The organism is Paraburkholderia sp. EG286A (genome assembly GCF_040965375.1).
Classification (GTDB): Bacteria; Pseudomonadota; Gammaproteobacteria; order Burkholderiales; family Burkholderiaceae; genus Paraburkholderia.
The window spans coordinates 257397-279518 of sequence record NZ_JBFRCB010000010.1; the positions used below are offsets into that span (position 1 = coordinate 257397).

Genomic DNA, 22122 nt, shown 5'->3' on the forward strand with positions numbered 1-22122 from the left:
TCGGTTATCCAGTCCTGTATTCCTATTCTCCCATTACTCGACGACCATGGAACAACTGATCCCTTGGTTTACCATCGGGATTGGCTGATTCAGAAACAAATTCCGCCTCTACATTGCGGCCGGGGAAAAAACGTACGATTAGAAAGTTCATCGCGTCTGGCATGCTCGACGTCGCGCCAGTGATCGCCACGTCCCTGGTGTATGTCTTCCACTTGGACTCATCGTCTTGCCGTGCGCCAACGCGCCACACCACCCTGATCGTTTTCCCGACGCGTGGATTTGGCGAACAACATTCGGAAGATCCCGTCCCCCCTTAGAGAATTCCTTGACCCGAATTCCACTCAAGAGCAGATTCTTACCGGACGTTGTTTCAAGGTGGAACTCAGGAATATAGTCCTCGGTGTAGTTCGCACTCCATGCCGATGCATCGACGTAGCCACGTGGTTGCCCGTTCTATGCGTACAGTCACATACCGTTAAGAGACCTTCTTCTTCAACCTTCGGCTACTACTTCCAACAATTGAAGTGGGGGGTCAGACATGCGCTACTTCTCGCACCAGATTGTGAATGCAGTAGACATGCATCCTGTGAGTGATGTAGTCGTAAGAAAAATAACCAAAAGTCGAAATGTTCCTCTCCCTATCTTTATCTAACGTCGCAGACGTGTTTCCGCTCGACGTCGCAGTTGACGTTGGAGCTTCCTTACCACTGCCGAGCGGCCCCCTTCGGTGCATCGGCATGCATGCTCACGTAGATTCGCCAGTTGCGCGCAAACCTCACGACCGCTATCCCTTCTCCATCGGCACGGGGCAGGTCCCCAGTCACCACAACCTCATCCGATGACGCTCCCGTTGGCCCGATCCACTTCACAGTGACACGGGTGCCCGGAACCGGCACCCGCGCGGATGCGATCTCGATCGTGGCAGCCTCAAACCCTCTAGCGTCAACGTCGCCCAGCATCGCGCCGCCCAGATAGCTTTCACCGGATGACAGCAGTTCGATCTTTCGCCTGGGGATATCGGTGTCGTTCAAGATTTGGACGCGCACGAACGTGTAACCGCGTTCCATCAGCCTTGCGTGGTATTCCTGCGCCGCGGCTTCCGCAGCTCGCAGGCGGGCCGCCTCGCTCACCTCTCGCCAGACCGTGTCGCCTACCGCCATGTAGGCATCGATCAGCGTCTGCCCGTTTTCCTGCAAACGCGTGAGGACAGCCTGCAGCGCAGGATGCTCGTCGTACCTTCGTCCATACAACAGGCCCGTTGCGGCATACACACCCTGATCGACCTTGCCGGTCAGGCCATATCCGAATGCACACCCGACGAATGGCGTGATCCGCTGCAATCGCTCATTGGCGTTAAGCGTGTTGTCGAGCACATCGGGACGAGCGCGTTGAAGCCATGCCAGCACTTGGGCGGGAGCGCCAACGCGGTAAATTTCCTCTTCGACATCTTCTGAGACGGGAAAAGCCCCCCACGCCGTGGGGATCGGCAGATTCTCGCCGGGCAGTTCGACCATTGCGCCATGGAAGTCCAGACACCACCATGAGATGCACGGGCCAAACATGTACCGCCGGATGTCGTCAGGCAGCGTCCGATACAGCACCGGCAGGTAAGCCGGCTGATGAAAGAAGAACCACGATTCCTTGCCGTCCGATTCAAGCCGTGCGTGCAGCAGCGTCTGCAGGTGGTCCACGAGTGGTTCAACCTCATGCGTGACCCACAACCACGACACGAGCCGGCTATCGCGTCTGGCCAGCCCTAGAAGCGCGCGGATCAGGCGCAACGGTTCAACGCCTTCCGGCTCGGGACATGGGACCAACACGGGCCCCGTCTCCGCCAGGTTGTCAAGACCGGTATTAGCGTACAGCGATACGCGCGGCATCGTCTCGATGATGTCGGACAAGGCACACTGCCTGTTATCAGATATCGTGGCGAAATCGATCAGCGCATAGAGATGCAACCGCGGATGAATTGCTTTATACGCGGCGTACTGGGTCCGAAAGCGGTCCAGCACAAGTTCAATTTCGGTAAGTGGCATACCGGATCAAGTCGGTGGCAACAGAATTACATGCGTGCGAAAGGCATGCCGGCGCGACTCGCGCGCTGCGCGCATTCCGTCTCAGCGGGTACGGGCAACACGGGCAGGTCGCCAGGGAGGCTGGCTGGGCCCTGCCGGCTGAAGGCGGCCGATTTGATCTTCCGTTTACCCTGCGTGCCATCTTCAATGCCTGTAGACGAAATCCGGACATAGGATCCGCCGCATTTGAGGAGAAGCTCGCTTTTCGCTTCAATTGTGACTCGACCATTGGCACTGGTCATCCACATGTCCTTGTCCGACGTAAGGTGCATTTCATCGCTCTGTGCCTGAACCTCGACTTTGCCGCGCGCGGCATAGAGTTTCAGCCCGAGCTTGCGCGCGAAAATCGACACGAGCTCACCGGCTGCGACCGTAAAGCGCTTCACGACGCCGATATCGGCGTTCCCACCAGCGGTCGCAATCAGATGGTTGTCCGCGCTCAGCTGGAGATCCGTCCCGGAAGCCAGTCCCATCCCGTCAGGTGCGCTCACAAGAACGCCCGCGCGTTTCAGGTCCTTGAGCGTTCCATTCAGCAACTCGCGCTGACGTTCGTAGTCTGCTGCCACCGCTTGCGCGGCGATCGCAGCCTGACCGAGTGCCTGCATTTGCTGAAGGGCCTGCTCAAGTAATGCCTGGGCGGGTTGCATGTCTAGTTGCGCGCCCCGCGCTGCAGGTTGAGAGTGCGCCGAGATCAGGACGCCTTTAGCTCCTCGCACTGCAACGTGCTCGTCCGTACGCAACTCCGCACCTTTTCCCCGCTCCTTGCGATTGCCGTCGACCATATGCCCGAGATTGAGCTCGCTGGTCTGAAACGGCGTCGTCAGGTGAATATGCTCGACGCCTTCCTTGTCCTCCATGCGCATCTCATTCTGCGCTGCCGTGCGAATGAGATTGCGCGTATTGTTGAGGTTGTTGACGAGATCGGGATGCAGGCTGTCATGCATCGCACCGATCATGATGGGCCGATTTGGATCCGCGGCCGTAAATTCGAGCGCCACTTCCGCGGAATCGATCAACGGGAAGTGATGACCGTAGTTGTCGCCGCTGTAGGGCTTGGCAAAGCGCACCGGCCGGCTCGTGCCGCCCGGACTCCACTCGTCCAGATCGAACGGCAGCTTGATGACATACCAGCCTTCTTCCGTCAGATAGGCGTATTTGTAGTTTCCAGGTGACGTAATCCGGGCCGGCAGGACACCCCTGATCTCCGGTTTCACGATCGATTCCATCGATGTGCGCCACACCCGGTCAGAGGGAATCCCCTCAAACGTCACCCGGTACGACTTGTTGCGTCCGCCGTGCGAGCGTACCGACGTAATGAAGATCCCGTGCTTCGCATCGACCTGAATCGGGTCGACCAGCATGACCTCCCCGGCTTCCAGCCAGAACGGATTGCCGGTTCCGATGAACGTCACCTGACTCGCGAGGTAAGCCTCGTGCCGCAGACGGGCAATACGCTGGCCCTCCTCCGGCGTCTCGTAGTGCTCACCCCAGTGATAATCGACGGCGTTAGTGGTCTTGTCGCCGCGCGCCGTGTTTTCCTCGACCAGCAACGACACGTCAGCCTGGCGGTGATTGTAGTCATGCAGGCGCACTGATTGCGGCACGCGCCGGGTGCGCCGCCGCAGCGACTTGATGGCGTCCGCTCCAACGCTCTCGAGCCCCGAATCACGACGATACGGTACCGTACGCTGCTTGCGGGCGTACGCATCGAGATCGTCACCAAACACCATCACCGCGTAGTCCTTTTTCTGCTCCCAGCGAAACCAGATCCCCTCTTCCGCACAGATGCGCTGGATAAACGCGAACGTTGTCTCGTGGTACTGGGTGATGTACTCGTGCCGCTTGTACTGGCCACGCAGGTTGAACCTGAAGTCGACACCGGCCCGATAACCATAGTGCCGCAGCGTGTCGGTAATGATCTCTTCGACCGACTGCTTCTGGAACAGCCGGCTTGTCCTGCCCCTGTTGAGGTCCGCCATCGCAGGCTCGAGCCTGACGCGGTAACGCGTCTCGTCTGCGGAGGTCTCGTGCTCATCGAACTTCGTGATGATGCCGTGGACGGTCTGCGCGGGCGGCTTCTTGCTGAACTTCCCGGCGTTCTCGCCAAACATGCGCTGCAGGTGACCCATGTTCGGGTCGACCGGATCGATGATGAACCGGGCTGGACGTCCGAGCACCTGATCCATCGGAATACCCGCCATCGGGCTTGTGAATTCAATCTCGTACTCGTAGAGCTGGCTGATCCGGTCATTGCCAGCAAATTTCATGATCGAGAACGGCGCCGGATGCGGCGCCAGCTTCAATTCATAAGCCTGTAACGGCATGAGCCACGACATCGAAAACCTCCTGGATACGCAAAAACGGAAAAAGCACCGGCGGGGCAATCACGGGTACCCCGGCGGCTTGCACAGAAAACGTCAGCTGAGCGCCGTGATCAACCCTTGGCCGTGGGCATCTGCGACACCAGCGACAGGCCGATGTCCATGCCTTCCACCTGGAAGTGCGGAATAGTGAACAGCTTGATGCGGAAGCAGCCTGGGTTGTCCTCGATGTCCTCGACCGTCACCTTCGCCTCGCGCAGCGGGTGCGATGCTTGCAACTCATCGCCCGGGCCCTTCATCTCGGTCACGAGCCCCTTGATCCAGTTGTTCAGCTCGAGCAGACGCCGGTCCTTGGTCGTGCCGATGTTCTCGCGCTAGATCAGCTTCAGGTAGTGTGCAATGCGGGGTCCAGAAGGTCGAACTGCCGCTCAAGCTGCTGGTCGCGGGCGACTTCAGTGCAGGCCGCGAGCAAGCGCCGCTGGCCGAGCGCAGGAAGATCAATATCGACAAGACCGTATGCAGATCCAGTGTGATCGAAATGCGAGATTTCGGAGTTTTCCTCTGAAAGCCGTCCATCAGTATTCCTGAGTGTATGAGTTCTGGAAGCCCTTATTGCACCCCAGATTTGGCATCGCAACACGCTACCGTGCTTAGCAATGCACGTGCGCGATTCAGCGATGATGATCGTGACGACATTCCATGATGTGGTTTCCGCTTTCCAATGCATCCTGTGCCGCACATTAAAACGGTTTGCCCGAATTAAGTCAAAGCCTGCCCGTCATCGCTAACGCCTTTAACATGTGAAATAGTGTTAATTATGAAATAAATAAGGACAGGCAGACGGCATATCACACAAACTCATCGATCATTCTACGGACATAGTGACCGAGGATACGCCCGTATGTGGTGGTGAATTCTGAAGAGTTGTGACGATCGTCAATAAATTCACGACAGGAATTCAATCAATTCAAGATAGTCGATCCGCATATTTAAAGAATAAAATGTATTATTTCCATAATTCGTATACCGAATGATATTGACCGTATACAAAAGTCAAATGCCGCGTTCAGAATCCTGCGTTCAATAAACGAAAATAGCGGCAGACCACGCCATGCGGATCCAAAAACCGCTCTTCCACGACGGACTTATCCTCACGCAGCAGCACTTCCAGCAGCAGGAGCGGTGGACCGGGTCCGCCCTGCAGCAGTTCGTAACGCCGCGCTGCAGGCGGCTAGCCGGGAGCCGGTGCCGGCACAGAAAACATAACCGGATTGCGAGCCGCTTTCGAGGCGTCAGAACATCTGCCGGATGCCGGCCATCACGCCAAGCTGCGACATGCCCGCCCCCGGCGACGCGCCCGCGCCGCCCTGGCTTATCGTGTAGGCCGCATGTGCGCTGTTGGCGAGGTAGCCGCCCTGCAAATAGACCGCCGAGCGCTTGGAAAGCAGGTAGGTGCTGCGCAGCGTGACGAGCGTGCCACGCGCGTTCTGGTCGCTGTTGATCATGCGATATACGCCGCCGTCGATCAGCCATGCCGGCGTCGCGTACCACGAGGCAGTCATGTAGTAGAGGTTCGATTGCACGTCAGGCAGCGCGCCCGAGACCGTGTCGACCCGACGCCCGAGCCAGCCGCCGCCCACCTTCACCGGCCCGAGCTGGGCATAGCCGTTCAGCTGGATGCGCGAGTCGGTGTCGCCTGAGTTGGTAAGCGGTATTGGCGTCACGCCGTCGAAGAAGTTCGCAGCTGCGCCGGGGCCGCCGCGTTGCTGGTCGTACGCGGCGGCGACGCCGAAGCCTGCCGGTGCGTCGTAGCGCAGCATCGCCGACCACTGACGGCATGCCCGCGAGTCGCCCGGTATCTGCCCGGCACAGGTGCCCTGTCCGGGCGAGTTGCCCGTGCCGGCGGCGTCGCGGCCGAACGACCAGGTCGCACCCGCCGTTACGCCGTGCCACTTGCCCTTCCATGCGACGGTATTGTCGCTGCGGGCGTTGGGCACGTAGTTGTCGAACGTACCGGTGCCGCCATAGATGTCCGGCCCGAGCAGATCCGAATCCTGCAGCGCCCAGAACGTCATTGTGTACTGACGCCCGAAGCTCAGCACGCCGAATGGCCCTTCAAGGCCGAGCCACGCCTGGCGCCCGAAAAGGCGTCCGCCCTGCCCACTGTCGCCGCCGCGCACGTTGAAGCCGCTTTCGAGCACGAATACCGTGGACAGGCCGCCGCCGAGCGGTTCGGCGCCGCGCAGGCCCCAGCGCGATGGCATCTCGCCCGTGATGCCGGGCATGCGCACGAGGCTGTCGCCCGCGCGATTTGCATGCGTCAGATATTCGATGCCGGTATCGAGAATGCCGTAGAGCGTCACACTGCCCTGGGCATGGGCCACGCTGCTTGCGGCCATGCCGAATGACGCCGCGCAGGTCGCGGCGATGATCTTTTTCATTGAACGATCTCCAGTCGTGTCGACGTCGCTCGTGCGTTCGTCGTTTTATTTGTGTTACTTCCTGCGGCGCGTGCGCCGCGTTCAATCCCCGCTCAGCAGCAAGTCGTCGCGCGGCGCCAGGGATGCCTGCGTGCGCCAGCGTCCGAGTGCCGCCATCGCGATGCCCGCAACGACCGCAGGCACGCCGACGATCACGAAGACCGAAGGCAACGTCAGCCCCATCGAGAGCATCGCGCCGCCCGCGACCGAGCCGACCACCGAGCCAAGCCGGCCAATGCCGTTGGCCCAGCTCACGCCGGTTGCGCGGCAATCGGTCGGATAGAACGCCGCTGAGAACGCATTGGCGCCCACCTGCGAGCCTGATACGCAAAAACCGGCGAAGAACACCGCAACCGCCGCGAGCCAGGGCGTCGCCGTGAGTGAGCCGATGGCGGCCGTGAACACGCCGGCCGCCGCGTAGCTCGCACCGAGCACATAGCAGGGGTTGAGCCGGTCCATGAGCCAGCCGAGCACGATCGCGCCGAGCGTGCCGCCGACCTGGAACATCGCCGTGACGAGCGCCGCCGTGCGCAGCGAGGCGCCGGTCGTGCGCAGCAGCGTTGGCAGCCAGCTCGACAGCAGGTAGATCACGAGCAGGCTCATGAAGAAGGCCAGCCACATGAAGAGCGTGCCGCGCAGCAGTTCGGGACGGAACAGGTGAGCCACGGGCGAACCGCCCGCTTTCGCGCCGGACGTCGTGAACGTCGCGTCTGCGAGGTCGGCATCGGGGGCGATGCGCGCGAGCGTGCGTTCGATGCGCTCGCGATGTGCGCCGCGGCTGGCGAGATAGCGCACCGATTCCGGCAGCCGCCACGCGAGGATCGGCACGAGTGCGATCGGCATGATGCCGCCCACGAACAGCACCGAGCGCCAGCCGAAGTGCTCGATGAGCGCGGCGGCTGCGAATCCGCCGAGCGCGGAGCCGATCGTGAAGCCGCAGAACATCGTTGTGACGAGAAACGAGCGGCGTGCCGACGGGCAGAATTCCGACGTGAGCGTAATTGCGTTCGGCATGGCGCCGCCAAGGCCCAGACCGGTCAGAAAGCGCAGCGCGATCAGCACGCCGATCGACGGCGCGAACGCCGAAACCAGACTCGCCAATCCGAATGCGCCCACGCAAACGACCAATAACCGCTTGCGCCCCACCCTGTCGCCAAACGGGCCGAACACGAGCGCACCGACCATCAGCCCCGCCAGCCCCGCACCGAACAAGGGCGCGAGCTGCGCGGGCTGCAGTTGCCACTGCAGATGCAGCACGGGTGCGATGAAGCCGATCGCGGCGGTATCGAAGCCGTCAATGGCAACGATCAGGAAGCATAGCGTGACGATCAGCGTCTGAAACCGCGAGACGCGATGCCGATCGATGAAGGCCGTCACGTCGACGGTGCTTGAGATTGCCATGGTTGTCTCCTCAAGTTGCGGTTGCGCGTCATGCGTACCGCTTCGGGCACTACGTTGCGAGCTGGCTGGGGTGGTACGTCGAGGCCTGGCGCCGCCTGTCGGCGCGCATGCCCATCCCGCGCGGTGCGCGCCGGATGCGCGCCGCGTCGGGGTCGTTCGGGAATTGGGGGCCTTGCCAGGCTGAGCGCGACGCGCAGCGCTGAAAGGTCTTGGGACGCGCGCCGGTTTATCGCGCTGGGCAGCGTGCGGCGTGGCGTACGTGCGCAGCAACGTGCCGATGGTCAGGACGACGATTCGGGGACTGCGCGAGTCTGGCGGGACGGCCGGCGTGCGGTGCGTCCGCAAGCGCCAGTTGCCGCGTGCGCAGCGTTGTTGCTGACATCGTTGTCTCCTGTCTTTTTGAGCCTTTGGCGTGGCGCCCTGGCTCTATGGGTCGATGTGACGGAGCCCATTAAACGCCATGGAGGTATGTCAAGTAAAATGACAAATTCATATCTTCCATATGTTTTTTCGTATAGCTGAATCGGGAAGACGTTTCGCGGATGCATCGCCCGTTGGCGTGGCCGTTCCTGCCTTATGGTCGAGTCGAATATTAATTTGCACTACGACATATATCTTTGATCTGCGATTACTCATCACTAGACAGGACGGTACGCCGGCAAACCTGCCAGCGAACAATGCGTCCTCGATGCGACGGTGGATTCCCTCGCCGTGGCATACTCACCACGAGCGGCAACGGCAGTATGCTCAGCGATCACATGCGCATCACGAAGCACCGCGATCCCTGCTGCGTTACATCCTGGAGGCGTACATAACGATGCCCCGACACAATCCGCCACTGCATCGCAGCCAGAAAGCCCCCATGACCAGGGCGAACCGGCGCTTCCTGATCGTCGGCGTAATCATTCTGTTGGCTGTGTTTGGCTGGGTGGTGGGGATCGTGGTCGCACCCGCGTTCCAGCGCACCATCGTCATGACCAGCGGCGCGGACAACGGCATCTATCGCGGCTTTGCGGATCGCTATGCGCCCATCCTGAAGCGTGCGGGCATCAAGCTCGATATCCGCAGTTCTTCCGGCGCGGTGGAAAATTATGAGCGGTTGAGAGACCGGAACAGCGCCTACGAAGTCGGTTTCATCCAGTCGGGGACCACCAGCCCGAAGGAGACCGACGGTCTGCAGACAATCGCTGCCGTGTCGTACGAACCGATCTGGGTGTTCTATCGCGGCGACACGACGGTCGACCGGCTGTCGCAACTCCGCGGCAAGAAGATTTCGACGGGCGTGCCCGGCAGCGGTCTGCTCAACGTCGCACAGGTATTGCTCAGCTACAGCGGCATCACGAGCCAGAACTCCACCCTGCTGCAAATGGATGCCCCGGCAGCTTACCAGGGGCTCGAAAGCGGCCGGATCGACGCGGCTTTCTTCATCGGCAGGCCCGACGCCGAAATGCAGAAGACCCTGCTGAACAGCGACCTCAAGCTGATGAGTTTCGCGCAGGCAGACGCACTGGTTCAGAAGTTCCCGTCGCTTTCAAAGATCGTCTTGCCGCGCGCGTCGACGAGTGTCGCCGATGACCTGCCGCGCGCCGACGTCACGCTGCTCGCGGCAACGGCGCTGCTGGTCTCGAAAGACACGCTGCATCCGGCACTCGTCTATCTGCTGCTCGACGCGGCTCACACCGTTCACGGCGGCGAAGATTACTTCACACCGCTCGGCACGTTCCCAAACCTGAAGACCGAAGAATTCCCGATCTCCGACGAAAGCGTCCGCTACTTCAAATCCGGCCAGCCATTCCTGTATCGCTATCTGCCGTTCTGGCTCGCGAGCGTGATCGAACGACGGCTGTTGATCCTCGTGCCGTTCGCGGCGCTCCTGATTGGCTTGCTTCAGGCGTTGCCGCGCCTGCTCGAGGCGCGGATGAAAAAACGGCTCGTGGTCTGGTACCGCGAAATCAAGGCACTTGAAGACGAAGTGTGGAGCAGCAGTGAGCCGACCCGCTCGCAGATTGCGCAATGGAGCGAAGAAATCGAGGACATCGACGCGAACGCGAGCCGGATCCGCATTCCGTACCGCTATTTCCAGGATGTCTACGCGCTCAAGCAGGCGATCGGTGTCGTGCGGGACCGGATAGCCCACGTTGCGCAGCGAACCCAGGAATAGCGGCGCGGCAGCGTCGGCTTCGCAGCCGACACCCCACTATCGCGCGGCTGCAGCAGACGAATAGATCGCCGGCGCGGCTTGACCCTCGACCTTGAGCATGCCCAGCGCACCCTTGTTGAAGGTGCGGAAGATCGAATGGTCGACGAGCAGGAACGTACCGGGCACCTCCGTGCGGAACTGGACGACCTTCGCGCCGCCAGCCGGAATCAGCGTGGTTTGCACGCTTTCCTCGTAGTGTTTATCCGAGCCGTCCCAAACCCGATCGAAAATCTCGCCGATTACGTGGAAACTCGACACCAGATTCGGACCGCCATTACCCACGAACAGCCGGACCGTTTCTCCCACTTTCGCTTTTAAGGCGTTATCGCCAGTGAGTGCGCCTTCCCTTCCGTTGAACAATACGTAAGTCGGCTGTTCGTCGACCGCCTTCTCCATATCGAAGGTCTGCATGCCTTGATCGTGATATTTGCCATTCGTGTAGAAGTCACCCTGCATCACGTAGTATTCGCGGTCGACTTTCGGCAAGCCTTCGGGTGGATCGACCTGAATCAAGCCATACATGCCATTGGCGATGTGCATGCCGACCGGGGCCGCCGCGCAGTGATAAACAAAAAGACCCGCATTGAGCGCCTTGAACGTGAACGTGGCATCGTGGCCCGGCGACGCCAGTGTCACTGCGGCGCCCCCTCCCGGCCCGGTCACCGCGTGCAGGTCGATGTTGTGCGGCATGTGCGAATCCGACGGGTTCTTCAAGCGGAGTTGCACCGTGTCGCCCTGACGCACGCGGATGAAGCTGCCCGGTACTGTGCCGCCAAAGGTCCAGAAGTCATAGCTGACGCCGTCTGCGATCTCCCGCTTCACTTCCTTGACTTCGAGATCGACGATGACCAGCGCGGGATAGTTTCGCTCGATCGGCGGCGGCACGTTCGGCGGACTGGTCAGCACAGCGTGAATCGGCTGCCCTTGTGGCGGCCCAAAATCACCGGGCGTGGCGCCGGGCTGGACGGTCGCGGACAGCCCCGCGACCGGATAAGCAAGACTCGCCAGCAGGCCGAGAGCGGCAAGTGCAGTACATAACCTTCCTGTCATGATTATTCTCCTTACAGGTTCCCGCCGCCCGGCTCCCGAGGTCATACGCAACGCGCCGGGCGGATAAAACTTGATATTCCCCAATTAAAAAACATCACCTCCCATTCGAGTTTCCCCTCTCTCTTTTGCGATGCATCAGTTAAAAAATTATTCTGCGCGTCTCATTGACACACTCATAAATTCGAGATAAATTACTTGAAATAAAAACTCGTTCTACACGTCCATATATAACGACCATAAACGTGAAACAGGCTAACGCTTAAATCGGGCGAATCCCTTAACTTGAATTAATTATTCAATCTCTCTTATCGACACAACGTCGCATGCGATTCAAGCAATCGTATTACGCGCAAACTAGTGTCGTCAAAATTCGGAGTTAATGCTCAAGGATCAGCGTGCAGCGAGGAAAGAGCCACTCCGCGCACTCGGGGAACGTGCGCAGAGCGTCGTTCGGCCGATACCTCGATCCGGACGCAAGAATGGATTCGCTTCGTGATGCGCGGCAGGTGGTCGCCGCGACCGCCTCAATCCACGCCGTCTTCGGCGATGCGGATGATGCGCGTGAAGTCGCAGAGCGTCACGCGCTGACTGTTCGTGACGATCCAGCCGGACTTTTCCCAGCGCGTGAGAATGCGGCTCACCGTATATAGCGTCGTCCCCGACATTTCGGCGACGTGCTTGCGGGTCAACGGGAAATCGATCTCCGTGCCCTGCCCCGTGTTCTCGCCCGCCTTCTCGGCAAGCCGCAGCAAGGCATGTGCAATACGGCGCTCGACACTTTGGGTGGCGATCTCGCGAAAGCGCTCCTGCACTTCCTGCAAGCGCCTGCCAAGAATGCCGACCAGGTTGACTGCGATGCGCGGGTAACGCGTCATCAGTTCGAACATGTCGGCCTCGCTCCAGCTCAGGGCCACCGACTGGGTGAGCGTGACCGCTTCCGCCGGATAGCGGCGGTCGGTGAACAGCGCGACGGTGCCGAACATTTCACCTGGTGCGACGAAACGGATCACCACTTGCTCGCCGTCGCTTCCCGACTGGGAGATGCGAACGCCTCCTTCGATCAACGCGTAGGCCCTTCCCGCCCCATCGCCCTGATAGAAGATGCGGGCCTCCGTACGCAACTCGTGCGTGCGCGCGCAGATCAGCGTATCCGCCAATGCGACGGGCGAGAGCCCTTGAAAAAGCTCCATGGATGCGAGCACGTCAGATCTGACCAGCGATTGAGCATTCATTTCGTTTCGTCACCAAAAGCGCGCCGCCCCGTATTCAGCGTCTTTTATCGACACCCCTTGGCCAGGTAGGGCTTTGTGCAAGCGCAAACGTAGTTCTCCTGTGGGCAGCTTAGCCTAGCGACAGGCTACCGAAGCCGGCAAACCCGTGACTAATTGGCACAGCCCTTGAACATGAACCGATTCTGACTTTTAAACCGCTCATGCCGACGAGCGGTGATCGCCGGCACTTTTCCCCGTGCATTACACCTCCGGATAAAAGGAGAGAGGATATGCAGTCAACAAGTCGTCTATGGAAATGGCTCGGGCTGGTGTGCCTGCTGTCATTCGCCGCTCTACTCTACCTCGGGCGCGAGATCTATCTCGCGGCGCCCCCTATTCCCGCCGCGGTCGTCACCGAAAACGGCGCCACGGTATTTACGGGCGACCAGATCAAACGCGGTCAGCAGGTCTGGCTGTCGGCCGGCGGCCAGCAGCTGGGTACGGTCTGGGGCCACGGCAGCTACGTCGCCCCCGACTGGTCGGCCGACTGGCTGCACCGCGAAGCGCTGCAACTGCGCGACATTTGGGCGCAGCGGGACTTCGGCAAGGCCTACAAGGATCTTCCCGTCGAACAGCAAGGCGCGCTCGACGCGCGCCTGAAGCGCGAGATGCGCGCCAACCGCTACGATCCGCAGACGGATCGCGTCACGGTATCGGAGCAGCGCGCCCAGGCGATGCGCGAGGTGGCGACGCACTATGAGGCGCTCTTCGGCGCCGACCCGGCGCTCAACACGTTGCGCGACCAATACGCCATGACGGCTGGGAGCGTTCCCGGCGCGGACGACCGCACGGCGCTGGCTGCGTTCTTCTTCTGGTCGGCGTGGTCGGCCACCACGGACCGCCCCGGTCAGACCGGCATCACCTACACGAACAACTGGCCGCACGAGCCGCTCGTCGACAACACGCCGACGGTCGCCAACGGCATGTGGTCCATCGCCAGCGTGATCCTGCTGCTCGGCGGCATTGCCGCGATGCTGTGGTATCACACTGCGCACAGCGACGAAGACGAGTCGGTGGCTGCACCTGCCGCCGATCCGCTCTTCAACGTCAAGCCCACGCCGTCGATGCGCGCCACCAAGAAGTACTTCTATGTGGTGATCGGCCTGCTGCTGGCCCAGGTGGTCATGGGCTCCCTGACCGCGCACTACGCGGTCGAAGGACACAGCTTCTTTGGCATTCCGATCGCCGAAGTGTTGCCGTGGGTGGTGAGCCGCACCATCCACACCCAGTTCGGTGTCCTGTGGATTGCCACGGCCTGGCTCGCGACCGGCCTCTATATCTCGCCGCTGCTTTCGGGCCAGGAGCCGCCGCTGCAGAAGCTCGGTGTCGATGTGCTGTTCTGGGCGCTGCTCTTCATCGTCGTGGGATCGACCGTGACGGGCTGGCTGGGCTCGCTCAAGCACCTCGGCACCGGCTTCAGCTTCTGGATCGGCAACCAGGGCCTGGCGTACACCAGCATGGGCCGCGTCTGGCAGATCCTGCTATTCGTCGGCTTGATGATCTGGCTGTTCCTGATGGGGCGCGCCCTGATGCCGGCGTTGAAGAATCGCAAGACCGAAGGCCGCGGGTTGATCGGCATGGTGTTCCTCTCGGCGACCTGCATTGGGCTCTTCTACGCGTCGTCGCTCGCGTGGGGTCAGCACACCCATTACTCGATGATCGAATACTGGAGATGGTGGCTCGTGCACCTGTGGGTCGAAGGCTTCTTCGAAGTGTTCGCCACCGCCGTGATCGCACTGATCTTCTCGCGCCTCGGCCTGATCCGCATGTCGACGGCGAATCGCGCCATCGTGTTCGAAACCATCGTGTTCATGTTCGGCGGGATTCTCGGCACGCTGCATCACCTGTACTTCACGGGGGCGTCCACGGCCGTCATCGCGGTCGGCGCCGTGTTCTCCGCGTTCGAAGTCGTGCCGCTCGCACTGATCGGGCTCGAAGGCTGGCAAACGTATCGCAGGACGCAGGCCGCACCGTGGGTGCAGACCTATAAGTGGGCCATCCTCTGTTTCGTCGCCGTGGGCGTGTGGAATACCGTCGGCGCGGGCCTGCTGGGCTTTTCGATCAACCCGCCCATCTCGCTCTACTACGTGCAAGGCCTGAACATGACGCCGGCACACGGTCACGCAGCGCTGTTCGGCGTGTACGGCATGCTCGGGATCGGGCTGATGCTGTTCTGTCTGCGCGGCATGTCGTCGCGCGAGGCCTGGGACGACTCGCTGCTCAAGATGGCGTTCTGGATGCTCAACATCGGCCTCTTCATGATGGTGTTCATCTCGATCCTCCCTTCCGGCATCTACCAGGCATGGGCCAGCGTGAGCAAGGGACTCTGGTATGCGCGCTCGCCGGAAGTCATTCATTCGTCGCTGATGCAAACGCTGGTGTGGCTGCGCGTGCCCGGTGACGTGGTGTTCGCGGCAGGCGTGCTGTACCTCTGCTGGTTCGCCGCGCGGCTGCTGTTCCGCCGCCCCGAACCGGCTGTCCCCGTCGAAGCCAAGGCGACACACAAGGCGGCTCAACGCGTTTGAACGCCGCACTGACAAGCCGGCCACGATCGGTGGCCGGCTACCTTCAGGACATGCTTTTCACACTTCCACTATTTTCACCAGGAGCCTGATATGGCCGATATTCTCGACAGCCGTACCTATGTATTCGACGCGCGCGGCATTGCCAAACGATTCCGTCATGCAGCGATTTTCGGTGCGCTGGAAGCGCTCGACGACGGCGAGACGATGCGCTTCGTGAACGACCACGATCCCATTCCCCTCTTGCAGCAAATCGCCCAGTACTATCCGCGTCCGGTTCGTATCGAATACGTGGCGCGCCAGCCGGAGCAGGTCGTGATCGACTTCGTGCTCGCAAGCCCCGATTCGAACACCGCTGGCACTCAGGAGCGGGCTGCGGGCGGCTGCGGCAGCTCCGGCGGCACCTGCGGGTGCAGCGGCGGCTAACGCGCGCCTCGCACTGGCTCCCTCCTCAAACGGCATCCCTCCCTCCTGCAAGGCCGGCACGCGCAAGCCGCATTCGCGCGCTGTGCCGGCCTCTCTCCCTCGATCGTCGCCAATCGCCATCGACGCGTGCGTGTAATCGCCGCGTCGTGTCCCGCGTGACGCCGCCAAAGCGTCGCCTCCGCAGCACGAATCCCGCGAAATTAGCACGGATCAAGTCCCGCCAAATGCGTCGTCGAGTGTCGTTGACACGCACTACATGTAGTCAATAAGATCGCCTCACCAACAATATCTAGTATTCAAAGGAGGGTTCACCGTGCCCCTTGCGCTTCCCGCCTCGATTGCCGGCCACGCCCCCGCGCTGCCAGGCGCGCCGGGCAAGACCCAGCAGGACAAGCCGTTGATCGAAGTCCGCTCTTCGATCGACGAGTATCTCGAGCAACAGGACTGGCGGGTCAACGCCAACGCCAATCAGGGTTATTCGCTCGGCGGCCTGATCCTGAACGTCTCGGGCAAGGTCATTGCCAACTACTGGCTCAGTCATGTGTACCCGGCGGCGGTTGGCCAGGCCCACCGCAATGCGGATCTGCATATTCACGACCTGGACATGCTCTCGGGATATTGCGCAGGCTGGTCGCTGCGCACGCTCCTCAACGAAGGCCTGAACGGTGTACCGGGAAAAGTCGAAGCCTCGCCGCCGAAACACATGTCGAGCGCCATTGGCCAGATCGTCAATTTTCTCGGCACGCTGCAAAACGAATGGGCGGGCGCGCAGGCGTTCAGTTCGTTCGACACGTACATGGCCCCCTTCGTGCGTCACGACGATCTGTCTTACGCGGAGGTTCGCCAATACATTCAGGAATTGATCTACAACCTCAATGTGCCTTCGCGCTGGGGTACGCAAACGCCCTTCACGAATCTCACATTCGACTGGGTTTGCCCTGAAGATCTACGCGAGCAGGTGCCGCTGATCGGCGGGCGAGAAATGTCCTTCACCTACGGCGATCTGCAGGCCGAGATGGACATGATCAATCAGGCGTATATCGAAGTCATGATGGCCGGCGACGCGAAAGGCCGCGCCTTCACGTTTCCGATTCCAACCTACAACATCACGCCCGATTTCGACTGGCACAGCCCGAATGCCGACCGCCTGTTCGAAATGACCGCCCGCTACGGACTGCCCTATTTCCAGAATTTCATCAATTCTGAACTCAAGCCGAACATGATCCGCTCGATGTGCTGCCGGCTGCAGCTGGATCTGCGCGAGCTGCTCAAACGCGGCAACGGCTTGTTCGGTTCCGCCGAACAGACCGGGTCCCTTGGCGTCGTCACCATCAACTGCGCGCGTCTGGGCCACCTCCATGCCGGCGACGAAGCCGGGCTGCTCCGGCGCCTCGACGAATTACTCGAGCTCGGCAAGACGAGTCTCGAGATCAAGCGCGAAGTCATCCAGCACCACATGGACAACGGGCTGTTCCCGTACACGCGGCGTTACCTCGGCACGCTGCGCAACCACTTCTCCACGCTGGGCGTGAACGGCATCAACGAAATGATCCGCAATTTCACGACCGACGAACACGATATCTCCAGCGAATGGGGACATGCCATGGCGATCCGCGTGCTCGATCATGTGCGCGCGCGCATGCTCGAGTATCAGGAGGAAACCGGCCACATGTACAACCTCGAAGCCACGCCGGCCGAAGGAACGACCTACCGCTTCGCCAAGGAAGATCGCAAACGCTTTCCGGGCATCTTGCAGGCCGGCACGCCGGATATGCCCTACTACACGAATTCGTCGCAGTTGCCCGTTGGCTTCACCGACGATCCGTTCGAAGCGCTGGAGCGCCAGGACGATCTACAGCGCAAATACACAGGCGGTACGGTATTGCACCTGTATATGACCGAGCCGCTTTCCTCGGCCAACGCGTGCCGGACACTGGTGCAACGCGCGCTGAACCGATTCTCGCTGCCCTATATCACCGTCACGCCCACCTTCTCGATTTGCCCGAAGCACGGCTACCTGGGCGGCAGCCACAAGTTTTGCCCACGTTGCGACGAAGAAATCCTTCAACGCAAGCTTTCTCAACTCGAACCCGCTGAGGTCTGAACCATGAGCACCGTACTCTCTCAATCCGCGAAGGCTAACCACGCTGGCGTCACGCTCTCCGACGAAGAGCGCCAGCCCTGCGAGATCTGGACCCGCGTCATGGGTTATCACCGGCCGGTCTCTTCGTTCAACACCGGCAAGAAGGGCGAATTCCACGAGCGCAAATATTTCAGCGAACGCGAGGCACGGCTTGCCCATTGAGATGAAATCGCGCGGGCCGGACTTCGGCCCGCAAGCACCCCGCTCGCTGCGCGTGGGCGGGGTGGTCCCTTTCACCGCAACCGATTATCCAGGCCAGATTGCGGCGGTCGTATTCGTGCAGGGATGCCCATGGCGCTGCGCGTATTGCCATAATCCGCATTTGCAGCCGCGCACCCGCAATGGTGCGCTCGAGTGGCAAGCCGTACTGAACCTGTTGACGCGCCGCGTGGGCTTGCTCGACGCCGTGGTCTTTAGCGGCGGCGAGCCGACAGGCGATCCGGCGCTCGGGCAGGCCATTCGCGATGTGAGAACGCTAGGTTTCAAGGTTGGCCTGCATACTGCCGGTACGCATCCGCGACGTCTCAAGGAAGTCTTGCCGCTGTTAGATTGGGTTGGACTGGACGTCAAGGCGGCGTTTGGCGACTATGGGAGCGTCACTTGCGTGCCCTCAAGTGGAAAGCATGCGCTGGCCAGTCTTGAGGCCGTGCTGGCCAGCGGCGTGCAATACGAATGCCGAACCACGTTGCATCCCGAGCTACTGCCAGAAAGCAAAATCCTGAGCCTTGCGCAAACACTTTCGGCCATGAACGTAACGAACTACGCACTGCAGGTCTTTCGCACTCAACGTTGTGACGACGACGGTTTGAACGCCGCATCGATGGCGGGCTATCCGGATCAGGAACTTGTCGGCAGGATAGCCGCACTGTTTCCCGCCTTCACGCTGCGCCGCGGATAAAGCGAACATGCAGACGGCCTCACCGTATCTTGGCGTGGAGCGCGCCGAGCGCCACTATGGAATCAAGCACGCGACTGATGACCTGCTCGGCTTCCTCGCGATCGAAGTCTTCATGGAAGCGCTTTTTCACACCACAGTCGGCCAGCTGAACGTGCTGATCGGGAGCGATGCCGTGTCGCTCCAGACACTTTTGCGCGCACGCCAGAGGACAGCCATCGATCACGACGATGGGCCGTCCCGATCCGGCAATCTTCAGCAGCGCAGGAACGTCGCCGCCCACGCCCGCGATGCAGGACATTTCCGCTGCGCCACGGCGATCGAGCTGCAGGGCGACATGATTGGCCATCTGCGCCGCGCTTGAACAGCCCGAGCAGGAGTACACGAGCGGCAACGCTTTTCTGTCAACAGTCATCGAAGACCTCGTTCGATACGGGTTCACATCCACGGACCTTTCATTTCGCGGACGCGTCGAAGCCAGCGTTCCGGTGCGAAGCGGCCGAGCGAAAAGTACGTCGCCAGATCCGTCGCATCCAGCGCGTTCTTCACCAGCAGGCCCAATTCGGTATCGCCCTCCATCGTCAGGCGGCGGCTGAAGAACAGCGTATCGGGATCTTCCTTGCGTTGCGCGAGCAGCATGAAATCGTGCGTGCTCGCACTGATCGTCAATGCGACTTCGCTCTGAGACCGCACGGCGGAGAAACGGCCCCCACGGCAAACGAAATCGAAAGCGATGCCGGCGTCTCTTGCCTCGATGCGCAGCGCGCGGCCGTCGAGCCGATCCAGCGTGTCGGCGGGCAGGTGCCGCGCCAGCACCGCGTTGAGCGCGCCCGCGAACAACACGGAGCCGGGATAGGCCGGCAGCAGGGAAAGCGCCTTCTTCAATACCGAGGGCAGTTGATAGGTAGCGGAACTCATTGCGTATTTCTTTTAAGAGCGGAGAACGAATTCAAACGGCTGTCCGTTCCAGCCCAGGCAGGCCGTACCAGTAGCCGTCACAGGGCTGTCCGGCCATCAGGGGGAGCATGTTGGCAAGCGCGTCGCCTTTGTCCAGGCGGCCGTCTATCACGTCACGAAAGAAACCCGCGATTTCCACCGTGTGTTGCGACTGGGGGCTCAAACGCAATACGTCGACGTGCAGCGCACGTAACGCCTCCACTTCCTGAATCAGGTTGTACACGAGCGCCGATTGCGTCGAAATGCCATTCAGCACCAGGAACGGCTTGCCTTCCTGGGTTTCCATCATCAGGCCATCCGGATGATCCATGCAGACATACTGGCAATTGTCTTTAGGGAAGTTGCGATGCCGAGCCGAAAAGCATCGCGCTGAAAACGCAAGCGGCATGCGGCCATACGCAAACACCTCCGTTTGCATCGAGGGCGGCCGTTCCGCCTGCATCCGCGCGAGGCCGTCCTTCGCCATTTCCAGCGGCATCACCCAGCGCCGCGCCCCCAGTCCGGCCAGCAGGTCTCGAGTTGGCGGGTTGTACACGTTCAGCCAGGGCCCCGCGACGAACGGCGTATTTTCGATGCAATGCACCGCGCCCATGTCGTTAGCCTCGACGCTGTAGCGGCCATTGTGGGCAATTTCCCGCAGCGTCGTCATGTCTTTGCCCGACTCGAGAAGAATCTGCGTAGAGAGCACGACCTCCTTGCCGGCGTCGGCTAGCATGTCGGCAATATCGAGCCAGTCGTTGAATCGAAGTTCATGGCGTCGCGAGCAGATCACTTCGCCCAGGTACACCACGTCGACCGGCGCATCCGTGACCGATTCATAGAATTGCATCATTGCTGTGCGCGACCAGTAGTACTGGACCGGCCCCAAGGCAATCTTCACAGTGCCTACCCCCGAATGCTGAAAAAATGCGTCATTTCCGTCACTTCCACGGGCGGTGATATGCGCCCAGCGTGTGCTGCTGCCCCTCGGCGACCTTGTTGAGTTCCGCCATCCACGTGGGCTTCACGCTATATCGAGGTCCATTGGCGAGGCACTGGTCGATGGCGTCGCGCCATACGCGGGTGACCTGTGCAACATAGGCGGGACTGCGTTGCCGGCCTTCGATCTTGATCGCGCGTACGCCGATCTGCGCGAGGCGAGGCAATATCTCGAGCGTATTCAAACTGGTCGGCTCTTCGATCGTGTAGTAACGCTCGCCCGACACCTCGAAGCGCCCTTTGCACAACGTGGGATAGCCCGCGTTTTCGCCATCGGCGTAGCGGTCGATCAGCACGCCGTTCAGTCTGGATTCGAGACCATGCGCCGTTTGCTGCCATCGCACCGATCTCGCGGGCGAGCACACCCCTTGCGTATTGGGCGATTCGCCGGTGGCATACGAGGAAAGCGCACAGCGCCCCTCCACCATCACGCACAGGCTGCCAAACCCGAATACTTCGATTTCCACTGGCGTTTTCTCGATGACCTGTTCGACCTGCGTCACGGACAGAACCCGCGGCAAAACCGCACGCACGACGCCGAAATGCTCGCGGTAGAAGTTGATTGCTTCGTAGTTGGTCGCGGACCCCTGCACGGACAGATGCAGACGCAATTGCGGATACCGCCCGGCGGCGTAGCGCATCAATCCCGCGTCGGCGACGATGATTGCGTCGATCGCGCATCGGGCTGCTTCGTCCACGGCTTCGCGCCATGCTGCCCAGCCCGTTGGCTGCGGATAGGTATTCAGGGCGAGGAAGACTTTTCGCCCCCTTGCGTGCGCGTACGCTATGCCCGCGCGAATCGCGTCCTTGTCGAAGTTCAGGCCGGCGAAGTTCCTGGCATTTGTCGCATCGCGAAAGCCGAGATAGACGCAATCGGCGCCGTTGTCGACCGCGGCCTTGAGCGCCGGCAGACTGCCGGCCGGGCAGACCAGTTCCAGCGGCGGCGACCCATCGTGACTTGTGTTGGCCAGACTCATGGAAGATAACCGATCGAGGTTGTGAGAAAACGGGGGTCGAAATTCAGTCCGCAGAACACCAGCACGAGCAGCACGAGGCCTATCCTCAATGGCACTCGCAATGAAGACTGCATGCAGTCCAGCGCCGTGAGCGTCAGGCAGAGTTGCAGCAGCAGACCGTCGGGCCGAAACAGGAATGAATACATAAAACGTGCGCTGCGCAGCCGCCGGTACCGACGCATGAGTCAAATAAGTCAGCCGATCGCCGGACCGCCCACGCAGAGAGCGAATAAGTGGAGATCGACAGTCTGTAACCGCAGTGTCTTGATCGCCTTAATGTCTATCAAGAATATTGCCCCCATCGCACCCGGAACATGCGCCATCAACGGGGTTATTGCCAGAACGTGCCTGCTTTCAGGTAGTGTTATGTCATGGCGGCGCCTGCAT

General features: G+C 60.8%; 15 protein-coding genes and 3 pseudogenes. 7 read left to right on the forward strand and 11 right to left on the reverse strand.

The genetic code is table 11. From position 1 onward, the window contains the following. Positions 1-701: 701 nt before the first annotated feature. The 3 genes and pseudogenes from AB4Y35_RS36085 to AB4Y35_RS36095 all read right to left on the reverse strand — a co-directional run. Entirely contained in the window at positions 702-2036 is a 1335-nt protein-coding gene (locus AB4Y35_RS36085; protein WP_368708173.1) for a DUF4123 domain-containing protein, read from the reverse strand. Positions 2037-2062: 26 nt separating this feature from the next. After that, positions 2063-4411, reverse strand: coding sequence for a type VI secretion system Vgr family protein (locus AB4Y35_RS36090; RefSeq protein ID WP_368708174.1), 2349 nt, complete (start codon positions 4409-4411; stop codon positions 2063-2065). 98 nt (positions 4412-4509) lie between these two features. Further along, positions 4510-4800 (reverse strand): annotated as a pseudogene (locus AB4Y35_RS36095) (type VI secretion system contractile sheath large subunit); the annotation flags it as partial. Here AB4Y35_RS36095 and AB4Y35_RS36100 point away from each other — a divergent pair. After that, positions 4800-4907: pseudogene (locus tag AB4Y35_RS36100) on the forward strand (type VI secretion system contractile sheath small subunit); the annotation flags it as partial. The pseudogenes AB4Y35_RS36095 and AB4Y35_RS36100 overlap by 1 nt on opposite strands. Before the next feature lie 781 nt (positions 4908-5688). Here the strand turns inward: AB4Y35_RS36100 and AB4Y35_RS36105 are convergent. Beyond that, entirely contained in the window at positions 5689-6837 is a 1149-nt protein-coding gene (locus AB4Y35_RS36105; protein ID WP_368708175.1) for a porin, read from the reverse strand. Positions 6838-6918: 81 nt separating this feature from the next. Beyond that, complete coding sequence (locus AB4Y35_RS36110) at positions 6919-8277, reverse strand: MFS transporter (protein ID WP_368708176.1); 1359 nt, start codon at positions 8275-8277, stop codon at positions 6919-6921. Positions 8278-9139: 862 nt separating this feature from the next. Here AB4Y35_RS36110 and AB4Y35_RS36115 point away from each other — a divergent pair. Beyond that, on the forward strand, positions 9140-10438 hold the full coding sequence (locus AB4Y35_RS36115; protein ID WP_368708177.1) for a TAXI family TRAP transporter solute-binding subunit: 1299 nt from the start codon (positions 9140-9142) through the stop codon (positions 10436-10438). A gap of 57 nt (positions 10439-10495) precedes the next feature. On the opposite strand, the pseudogene nirK reads toward AB4Y35_RS36115, so the two are convergent. Together nirK and AB4Y35_RS36125 are read right to left on the reverse strand one after the other, a co-directional pair. Further along, positions 10496-11485: pseudogene (gene nirK, locus AB4Y35_RS36120) on the reverse strand (copper-containing nitrite reductase); the annotation flags it as partial. A gap of 566 nt (positions 11486-12051) precedes the next feature. Then, complete coding sequence (locus tag AB4Y35_RS36125) at positions 12052-12717, reverse strand: Crp/Fnr family transcriptional regulator (protein ID WP_368708178.1); 666 nt, start codon at positions 12715-12717, stop codon at positions 12052-12054. A 311-nt stretch (positions 12718-13028) separates the two neighbouring features. On the opposite strand from AB4Y35_RS36125, the gene AB4Y35_RS36130 reads away from it, so the two are divergent. From AB4Y35_RS36130 to AB4Y35_RS36150, 5 genes are all read left to right on the forward strand, one after another. Beyond that, a complete protein-coding gene (locus tag AB4Y35_RS36130; protein ID WP_368708179.1) occupies positions 13029-15323 on the forward strand; it encodes a nitric-oxide reductase large subunit in 2295 nt (764 codons plus the stop codon). Between the two features lie 90 nt (positions 15324-15413). Continuing rightward, positions 15414-15746 (forward strand): DUF2249 domain-containing protein, encoded by a 333-nt coding sequence (locus tag AB4Y35_RS36135; RefSeq protein WP_368696802.1) that lies wholly within the window; start codon positions 15414-15416, stop codon positions 15744-15746. 358 nt (positions 15747-16104) lie between these two features. Beyond that, positions 16105-17850, forward strand: a complete 1746-nt coding sequence (locus tag AB4Y35_RS36140; RefSeq protein WP_368708214.1) for a ribonucleoside triphosphate reductase — start codon at positions 16105-16107, stop codon at positions 17848-17850. 3 nt (positions 17851-17853) lie between these two features. Further along, the gene (nrdD, locus tag AB4Y35_RS36145; RefSeq protein ID WP_368696801.1) at positions 17854-18051 is read left to right on the forward strand and encodes an anaerobic ribonucleoside-triphosphate reductase; all 198 of its coding nucleotides are present in this window, start codon (positions 17854-17856) and stop codon (positions 18049-18051) included. Position 18052: 1 nt separating this feature from the next. After that, a complete protein-coding gene (locus tag AB4Y35_RS36150) occupies positions 18053-18787 on the forward strand; it encodes an anaerobic ribonucleoside-triphosphate reductase activating protein (protein ID WP_368708215.1) in 735 nt (244 codons plus the stop codon). 19 nt (positions 18788-18806) lie between these two features. Here AB4Y35_RS36150 and AB4Y35_RS36155 read toward each other — a convergent pair whose 3' ends face one another. The 4 genes from AB4Y35_RS36155 to AB4Y35_RS36170 are packed head-to-tail and all read right to left on the reverse strand — an operon-like array spanning position 18807 to position 21690. Beyond that, entirely contained in the window at positions 18807-19199 is a 393-nt protein-coding gene (locus tag AB4Y35_RS36155) for a putative zinc-binding protein (protein WP_368696846.1), read from the reverse strand. A gap of 23 nt (positions 19200-19222) precedes the next feature. Continuing rightward, entirely contained in the window at positions 19223-19702 is a 480-nt protein-coding gene (locus tag AB4Y35_RS36160; protein ID WP_368696800.1) for an SCP2 domain-containing protein, read from the reverse strand. Positions 19703-19733: 31 nt separating this feature from the next. Continuing rightward, entirely contained in the window at positions 19734-20621 is an 888-nt protein-coding gene (locus AB4Y35_RS36165; RefSeq protein ID WP_368696799.1) for a U32 family peptidase, read from the reverse strand. A gap of 40 nt (positions 20622-20661) precedes the next feature. Further along, positions 20662-21690, reverse strand: coding sequence for a peptidase U32 family protein (locus AB4Y35_RS36170; RefSeq protein ID WP_368708216.1), 1029 nt, complete (start codon positions 21688-21690; stop codon positions 20662-20664). Positions 21691-22122: the final 432 nt, after the last annotated feature.